Source organism: Synechococcus sp. R6-7, from assembly GCF_047461695.1.
Lineage (GTDB): Bacteria > Cyanobacteriota > Cyanobacteriia > Thermostichales > Thermostichaceae > Thermostichus.
Window position 1 is genome coordinate 1 of record NZ_JANSHS010000098.1, and the last position, 6,892, is coordinate 6,892.

Consider the following 6,892-nt stretch of genomic DNA (forward strand, 5'->3'; position numbering starts at 1 on the left):
GCTTAGCGGTCGGAGCCGGGTAGTTTACCTCCCACCATCCCTAGGGGGCTGGCGGCAACGAGCAAGAAATGGTGGCGATCCCTGGCCTCATCTCCCGAACAGGCTTGATAGCCTAGAGGAAGCGAGATGTGGATACCCATGTCAGATACTCCTGCGGTCTTGGTAGAGCAACTTCAAAAGCGCTACGGATCCACAGTGGCCGTGGCGGACGTCTCGTTTCAGGTGGAACCCGGCCAGATCTACGGCATTCTCGGCCCCAATGGGGCCGGCAAGACCACCACTTTGCATTGCCTTTGCACCTTGCTTCGTCCCGATGCGGGCCGGATAGAGGTGTACGGGATCCCGGCCAGCGAAAACCCCAAAGCGGTACGAGAAAAACTGGGGTTTGTTGCCCAAGAGGTGGCTTTGGATAAGGTGCTGACCGGGCGAGAATTGTTGCAGTTGCAGGCCGATCTCCACCACCTGCCTCGCCCCTTGGCTCAAGAGCGAATCGCTGCCGTCCTGGAGCTGCTGGGGCTGACCGACCGTGCCGACCAACTCATCGGTACCTACTCCGGCGGGCTGCGCAAACGCTTGGATCTGGCGGCAGGACTGCTCCATCAACCCCAGGTGCTGGTCTTGGACGAGCCCACGGTGGGCCTGGACATTCCCAGTCGGTTGGCCATCTGGGATTTTCTGCGCCAACTCAAGAACACAGGGATCACAGTGGTGCTCAGCAGCCATTACCTGGAGGAGATCGACCTGCTGGCGGATCGGGTGGCCATCATCGACCGGGGCAAGGTGATTGCCGAGGGAACCCCCGAGGAGCTGAAAACCCGCGTCGGCGGCGAGCGCATCACCGTCAGGCTGCAGGAATTTGCCCCGGCGGAACTGGCCCAACGGGGTGCCCAACTGCTGGGATCCCTGCCCTTTGTCCAGAAGGTGGTGATCAACAGCGCCCAGGGCAACGCCCTGAACCTGGTGGTGCAGCGGAATGGAGAGGATCCCCTTAGCCAGATTCGCGCCCACTTGCAGGCTCATGGGCTAGAGGTGTTCAGCAGCACCCAATCTCGTCCCAGCTTGGATGATGTGTATTTGGCGGCAACCGGGCAAACCCTGATGGACGCGGAGCTGGCCGCTGCCGAGGCCAATCTGGGCAAAAAGAAAAAGTAACTTCATCCCCTCATGATCGAGCCCCATTGATCCCTATACAAAGGCACATCGAGGTATTTGGTAGATGGATTTGGAATGGATTGATTGATCGCAACCCTACAGGAGCTTTGGTATGAACTCTGCCTCTTCCTCGGTTCAACCCAACCCGATCCCCCTTCTGACGGCTGACTTTTGGCAGGAGACCTTTGCCCTCACCCGCCGCTTGTTTATCCAACTGCAGCGTCGCCCCACAACCTTGCTGGTTGGCATTATCCAGCCGTTGCTCTGGCTGATTCTATTTGGAGCCTTGTTTCAGAATGCTCCTGCCGGCATTTTCGGGGCCGGACAAAACTACACCCAGTTTTTGGGGGCGGGAGTCATCGTGTTTACGGCTTTTGGTGGAGCCTTGAATGCCGGAGTGCCGGTGATTTTCGACCGAGAATTTGGCTTTTTGAACCGGTTGTTGGTGGCTCCCCTCACCTCTCGTTTTTCCATTGTTCTTGCTTCTAGCCTGTTTATCGTCAGCTTGGCGTTGCTGCAGACGGCAGTCATTGTGGGGGCAGACTACGCCCTTGGGGCCGGGATCCCCGACGGGCCAGGCTTGGCGGTGGTGGCCTTGATCGTGGGCCTGTTGGTCTTGGGCTTCACGGCCCTGAGCTTGGGCTTGGCCTTTGCCATGCCGGGGCACCAGCAATTGCTGGCTTTCATCTTTTTGGTCAACTTGCCCCTGATCTTTTCCAGCACGGCCTTGGCTCCCCTGAGCTTTATGCCCACCTGGCTGCGTTGGGTGGCCAGCCTCAACCCCCTCACCTTTGCCATCGAGCCCATTCGCCATGTCTACCGCAGCGATAGCTGGAGCTGGGCCGATGTGGTGCTGCAGGCTCCCTGGGGCGATCTCACCCTGGCGGGATCCCTGGGCCTCTTGACGGGGTTTGTCGTAGTGTCGGTTCTGCTGGTGCAGGGGGTGTTGCGCAAAAGTTTGGCCTGAGCCTCTCTGCCCAGGCTGTGCCCCTCAAAGCCATCGGCGGGAAGCGGACTTCTCCATAGCCGCCTGTGCCTGCTGCACCAGAGCCAGGGGGCTGTCCTGGGCTGGGGAAACGCTGAGAGAAGGAGTAAGGCTGCGAGCCTGCAGAGCCATGTGGAGCTGCAGTTCGGTTACGTACTCCCGCAGGCCAAAGTTAGACCCAGAAGAAGAAGGAGCCGCTGAAGAGGGGTGAGACACAGACATCACGGCAAAGAGTCCTTCGCGAAATGGCCACTGTTGCTCTGCTAAGGTATCACGCCCACCCCTTTTCCGAAGCTTCCAAAATGTTAGCTTTGATTAAGATTTGCAACCGTTTGGCCATGGTGGTGCTCAAGGATTGGCAGCGCTCCAAGTTGGATCCCAGCGACGATGCCCTCTTTTACAGCTATCCTCGCTTCGTGACTCATGTGGATTCTGGCTTCATCGGCCAGCTCACCGATCTATACCGCGAGCATTTGCGGCCCCAGACCCGCATTCTCGATCTGATGAGCAGTTGGGTCTCCCATTTGCCACCTGAGATGGAGTTTGCCCATGTGGAGGGGCATGGGATGAACCCTGAGGAACTGGCGGCCAACCCCCGGCTGGATCACTTCTTCATCCAAAACTTGAACCAAAACCCAGTTCTGCCCTTCCCTGATCAATCCTTCGACGCGGTGCTAAACACGGTCTCGGTGCAATATCTGCAGCAGCCAGAGCAGGTGTTTGCCGAGGTGTATCGCATCCTAAAGCCCCAGGGCCTGTTCATCGTCAGCTTCTCCAATCGCATGTTTTTCCAGAAGGCGATCCAGGCTTGGCGGGACAACTCTGAGGCGGGGCGAGTGGAGTTGGTCAGGCGCTATTTTGAGTCGGTGCCAGGGTTTGCGGTGGTGAAGGTGATCCAGCGGCCTGCCCCTATAGGTTGGCTGGGCTTTTGGGCAGGCGGAGGCGGGGATCCCTTCTATGCCCTGATTGGACAGCGGGCGGCGGGGTAGAATTCTCCAGCTTGCCTGTGGCGTGCAGGCGGGATCCTTGGAAATATCCAACAAGACTCCAGCATCCACCAGATCTTGCAGCTGTGTTATCCTCGCTACCCTCAGAGGTCTGTCTTGTTCTCCGGTCTTTCTGACAGTTCTTCCCCACAAAACGGCAATCCTTCCCCCCTACCCATCTCGGCAATTGGGGAGGCAGGGCTGCTGCAGATCGTGCAGCGCTACTGTCCGGCCCAGGTGGTGGGAGACGATGCGGCGGTGTTAGCTGCTCCGGAGGGGCAGTTGGTGGTGACAACCGATGTGTTGGTGGAGGGAGTTCACTTCAGCGATCTGACGACCCCGGCCCATGCGGTGGGCTGGCGCGCGGTGGCCGCCAATCTGTCGGATCTGGCCGCGATGGGATCCCGTCCGCAGGCGTTGGTGGTGGGTTTGGGCTTGCCGGGCTCCACACCGGTTGCTTGGGTGGAGGAGCTTTATCAAGGGATGCGGGACTGTTGCGCCCGCTGGGAATGCCAACTGGTGGGAGGGGATCTGTGTCGGTCGCCGCATCGGTTCGTGGCGATCACGGCCCTGGGATCGGTGCAGCCGGGGCGGGCCATTCAGCGCAGACGGGCTCAACCCGGCGATTGGCTGGTGGTAACAGGGCCCCACGGAGATGCGCGGGCAGGCTTGGAGCTGCTTCTCCATCCTGAACAGGGATCCTCAGCCACGGCAGCCGAGCGCGAGCAGTTGATCAGGGCTCACCAATACCCACGCCCGCGCCTGGATCTGGTGCCCCTCTTGGAAGGGATCCCGGATCCCTTGCGCATTGCCGGTATGGATACCAGCGACGGTTTGGCAGATGCCCTGGTGCAGGTGTGTCAGGCCAGTGGGGTGGAGGCAAGGATTGCCGTGGAGCGGATCCCGATTTCAAAAGCTTTGCGGCAGGCTTTTCCGGCCCAAGCCTGGGAGTGGGCGCTCTATGGAGGCGAAGATTTTGAGCTGCTCCTCAGTGCCGAGGTGTCGGTGGCCAAGCATCTGTTGGAAAGATTGCCGGGGGCCGTTTGGATTGGAGAAGTGACAGGCTGGGATCCGCAGGGAACCGTCTGGCTGAAGGACGGGCAAGCCCTCAGTCGTCAGCAAGCCTTCCAGCATTTCTAAGAGGCGTTGTGCTGCAGGATGGTCACCCAAACTGCCAACAGTTGAAAACAAATCGACTTGTGGGAGAAAACAAGCCCTAGGAAGGATTCGATAACCTAGAAGTGGAGAGAAGCTGAGACAAGGAAGCAAATTGACTTGGAATAGCTTCAGGCAACTGCTGAGAACTCGGCAGAACTTGGAGAAGCATTGGAGACTCTACTCATGAAAGCTATCTTAACAGCAGCCATTCTTGGCCTGGCCGGGATCCCTGCGTTGGCCCCCTTGCCCAGTTCGGCTCAGCCGCTTTTTGAATTGGGTGCCTACCGCCTTGAGCAGGGGACGATTATCCCGGTCGGCAGCCTGAGTAGCGAAGGGCCGCAATACTTTTATCCCGACACCGTCTATCCCCTGGAAGTGGCCGTTACTCAGAACATTTTTGACAGCCAGGGGCGCTTGGTGATCCCGGCGGGTAGCCGCATTTTTGGACAGATGGAACCTGCACCGGGCGGATCCCGCTTTGTCGGCACTTCCATTGTTCTCGGCGGTCGTACCTACAGCCTGCGGGCTTCCTCCAACATCCTCCACGACGAAAAGGATCCCCGTCAGTATTCGGCTGAGGCCATCGCTCAGGATGCAGCCATTGGGGCAGCCGCGGGAGCCATTTTGGGGGCCATCACGGGCAGAGTCTCGGTGGGCAATGTCTTAGGAGGCGCCGTGACCGGAGTGGTGGTGGGCAATGTTACCGCTCCCCAGGTGGTGGTGCTGCGCCCCGGCCAATCTTTCAATCTAACTTTGGAAGCTCCGCTGACTTTGTGAGGTGCCGTTTGGAGATTCCTCTGGGAGTGTTGAGGGTCGGCAACTTGTGATTCACTGGGGATCAGACTGCGGATCCCTGTTTTCATGGCTACTGAATCTAAGCCCACTTCCCCCCTCTTCTCCACCGAGCACAGGTTTACGGCTGGAGAGGAGAGCTTTACCTACAGAGCGCTGGCCGGTTGGCAGACCCTTTTCCAGCGGGAAAAGCCGGTGGCCGAGATCTTTCACGTCGCCTATCTAAAGCAAGACTCCGCCTCTCAGCACCGCCCTCTCACTTTTGTGTTCAACGGTGGGCCTGGGGCAGCTTCTGCCTACCTGCACATGGGAGCGCTGGGGCCCAAACGGATTTGCTTCGGGCCCAACGGCAGTTTGCCCCCCTCCCCGGTGCGGCTGGTGGACAATGCCGAAAGTTGGTTGCCCTTTTCCGACCTGGTCTTTGTCGATCCGGTGGGGACGGGGTTCAGCCGCGCCCTGCCCAAGGATTCTCAAGACCCCAAAGATTCCCGGGAGAAATCCGATCCGGCATCCAAGCCCCCTCAGCCGGATGCTAAGGCGGAGGAGCCTCCTAAGGAATCGCCCTTCTGGGATGTGGAGCGGGATTTGCAATCCTTGGGAGAATTCATTCAGGGCTTTCTTTCCCGATACAAACGCTGGCTCTCCCCCATTTTCATTGCCGGCGAGAGTTACGGTGGGTTTCGGGTGGCGCGGCTGGCCAAGGAGCTGCAATCCAAGTTTGGCGTGGGCCTGTCGGGGGCCATTCTCATCTCGCCTGCGATTGAGTTTGGGTTGCTGGAGACCAACGATTACAACCTCAGCACCTGGGCAGCCCTTTTCCCTTCCTATGTGGCCACAGCAGCCCATCATGGACGGTGTGGCTGGGGGGAGGATTTGCAGATCCTGCTGCCCAAAGCAGAACACTTTGCCCGACAACGTCTGCTGCCCCTCTTGGCCATGGGGGAGGCAATGCCAGAGGCAGAACGGCAAGCGGTGTATCAGGAGATGGCGGCAGGGATCGGCCTATCTCCAGAATATGTAGCCCACAAAGGCGGGCGGATCGATATCGCCAGTTTTGCCCGCGAGCTGTTGCGGTCGCAGCGACTGGTGCTGGGGCTCTACGATGCTTCTGTAACCACGGTGGATCCCTTTCCGGATCGGCCTACCTTCGAGGGATCCGATCCCACCTTGGATGGGATCGATCGCCTGTTCACGGCGGCCATCAACAGCCACTTGCGGGAGACCTTGCAAGTAGAAACGGAGTTGACCTATCACCTGCTGAACCTGGAGGTGTTCAAGTCCTGGCGGTTCACCCCAAAAGGAGAGTTGAAGCAAGGATTCATCGGCGCAATGGATGAGCTGCGCAGCAGCATGGCCCTCAACCCCCACATGCGGGTGAGCATTCATCATGGCTTTTACGACCTGGTCACGCCCTACTTTGCCTCGAATCACCTGGTGGATTTGATGAAGTTGGATCCGCGGTTGAAGGCCAACCTCACCCTACGTCATTATCGCGGCGGACACATGTTCTACACCTGGGATCCCTCGCGATTGGAGTGGTTTACAGAAATGCGTGAGTTTTACTCGAAAACAGCTTCCAGCTCAGAGTCATAACATGCTCGCCGGGCGAGGATTCTGGTTCCTGGTTTTGCAGCAGCACTTATAGTCAATTCAAATGGCAATGAGACACTAGCCGGTGCAATAGCTCCGCTAGAAAGTTCCTCTATAGCGTGCATCCTTGCCCTCTTGAAATTTAGGCCAGGACAGTGGCCCACACCCAAAACGTTGCATGCACAGGGCCATAGGGCTTTTCTCAGCTAGAAATCGCAGGAGCCCCGCA

At 58.6% G+C, this 6,892-nt stretch carries 8 protein-coding genes; 6 read left to right on the plus strand and 2 right to left on the minus strand.

The genetic code is table 11. The features are described from left to right. Positions 1–2 precede the first annotated feature (2 nt). A complete protein-coding gene (locus NW815_RS03545) occupies positions 3–140 on the minus strand; it encodes a hypothetical protein (protein ID WP_414415713.1) in 138 nt (45 codons plus the stop codon). Between NW815_RS03545 and NW815_RS03550 the strand changes: the two genes are divergently transcribed. Both NW815_RS03550 and NW815_RS03555 read left to right on the plus strand, forming a co-directional pair. After that, positions 139–1,152, plus strand: coding sequence for an ATP-binding cassette domain-containing protein (locus NW815_RS03550; protein ID WP_414415714.1), 1,014 nt, complete (start codon positions 139–141; stop codon positions 1,150–1,152). The genes NW815_RS03545 and NW815_RS03550 overlap by 2 nt on opposite strands. 112 nt (positions 1,153–1,264) lie before the next feature. Next, positions 1,265–2,119, plus strand: a complete 855-nt coding sequence (locus NW815_RS03555) for an ABC transporter permease (protein WP_414390452.1) — start codon at positions 1,265–1,267, stop codon at positions 2,117–2,119. A 24-nt stretch (positions 2,120–2,143) separates the two neighbouring features. Here NW815_RS03555 and NW815_RS03560 read toward each other — a convergent pair whose 3' ends face one another. Then, on the minus strand, positions 2,144–2,359 hold the full coding sequence (locus tag NW815_RS03560) for a hypothetical protein (RefSeq protein ID WP_414356808.1): 216 nt from the start codon (positions 2,357–2,359) through the stop codon (positions 2,144–2,146). A gap of 116 nt (positions 2,360–2,475) precedes the next feature. Here NW815_RS03560 and NW815_RS03565 point away from each other — a divergent pair, with 116 nt between their 5' ends. The 4 genes from NW815_RS03565 (at position 2,476) to NW815_RS03580 (ending at position 6,666) form a co-directional block, all read left to right on the plus strand. After that, positions 2,476–3,126: a class I SAM-dependent methyltransferase gene (locus NW815_RS03565; protein ID WP_414373803.1), complete on the plus strand. Its 651-nt coding sequence runs from the start codon at positions 2,476–2,478 to the stop codon at positions 3,124–3,126. A gap of 114 nt (positions 3,127–3,240) precedes the next feature. Further along, positions 3,241–4,263, plus strand: a complete 1,023-nt coding sequence (gene thiL, locus NW815_RS03570; RefSeq protein ID WP_414390449.1) for a thiamine-phosphate kinase — start codon at positions 3,241–3,243, stop codon at positions 4,261–4,263. 201 nt (positions 4,264–4,464) lie between these two features. Then, positions 4,465–5,058: a hypothetical protein gene (locus NW815_RS03575; RefSeq protein ID WP_414330664.1), complete on the plus strand. Its 594-nt coding sequence runs from the start codon at positions 4,465–4,467 to the stop codon at positions 5,056–5,058. An 84-nt stretch (positions 5,059–5,142) separates the two neighbouring features. Beyond that, positions 5,143–6,666 carry a S10 family peptidase gene (locus NW815_RS03580; RefSeq protein ID WP_414390446.1) on the plus strand — a complete coding sequence of 508 codons (1,524 nt, stop codon included), beginning with the start codon at positions 5,143–5,145 and terminating at the stop codon, positions 6,664–6,666. The last annotated feature ends 226 nt before the right edge of the window (positions 6,667–6,892 follow it).

Bases quoted from the DNA above. Each gene is read 5' to 3' on its own strand.
- NW815_RS03545 (WP_414415713.1), bottom strand. From the start codon at position 140: ATGGGTATCCACATCTCGCTTCCTCTAGGCTATCAAGCCTGTTCGGGA.
- NW815_RS03565 (WP_414373803.1), top strand. From the start codon at position 2,476: ATGGTGGTGCTCAAGGATTGGCAGCGCTCCAAGTTGGATCCCAGCGAC.
- NW815_RS03580 (WP_414390446.1), top strand. From the start codon at position 5,143: ATGGCTACTGAATCTAAGCCCACTTCCCCCCTCTTCTCCACCGAGCAC.
- NW815_RS03555 (WP_414390452.1), top strand. From the start codon at position 1,265: ATGAACTCTGCCTCTTCCTCGGTTCAACCCAACCCGATCCCCCTTCTG.
- NW815_RS03560 (WP_414356808.1), bottom strand. From the start codon at position 2,359: ATGTCTGTGTCTCACCCCTCTTCAGCGGCTCCTTCTTCTTCTGGGTCT.
- NW815_RS03550 (WP_414415714.1), top strand. From the start codon at position 139: ATGTCAGATACTCCTGCGGTCTTGGTAGAGCAACTTCAAAAGCGCTAC.
- NW815_RS03575 (WP_414330664.1), top strand. From the start codon at position 4,465: ATGAAAGCTATCTTAACAGCAGCCATTCTTGGCCTGGCCGGGATCCCT.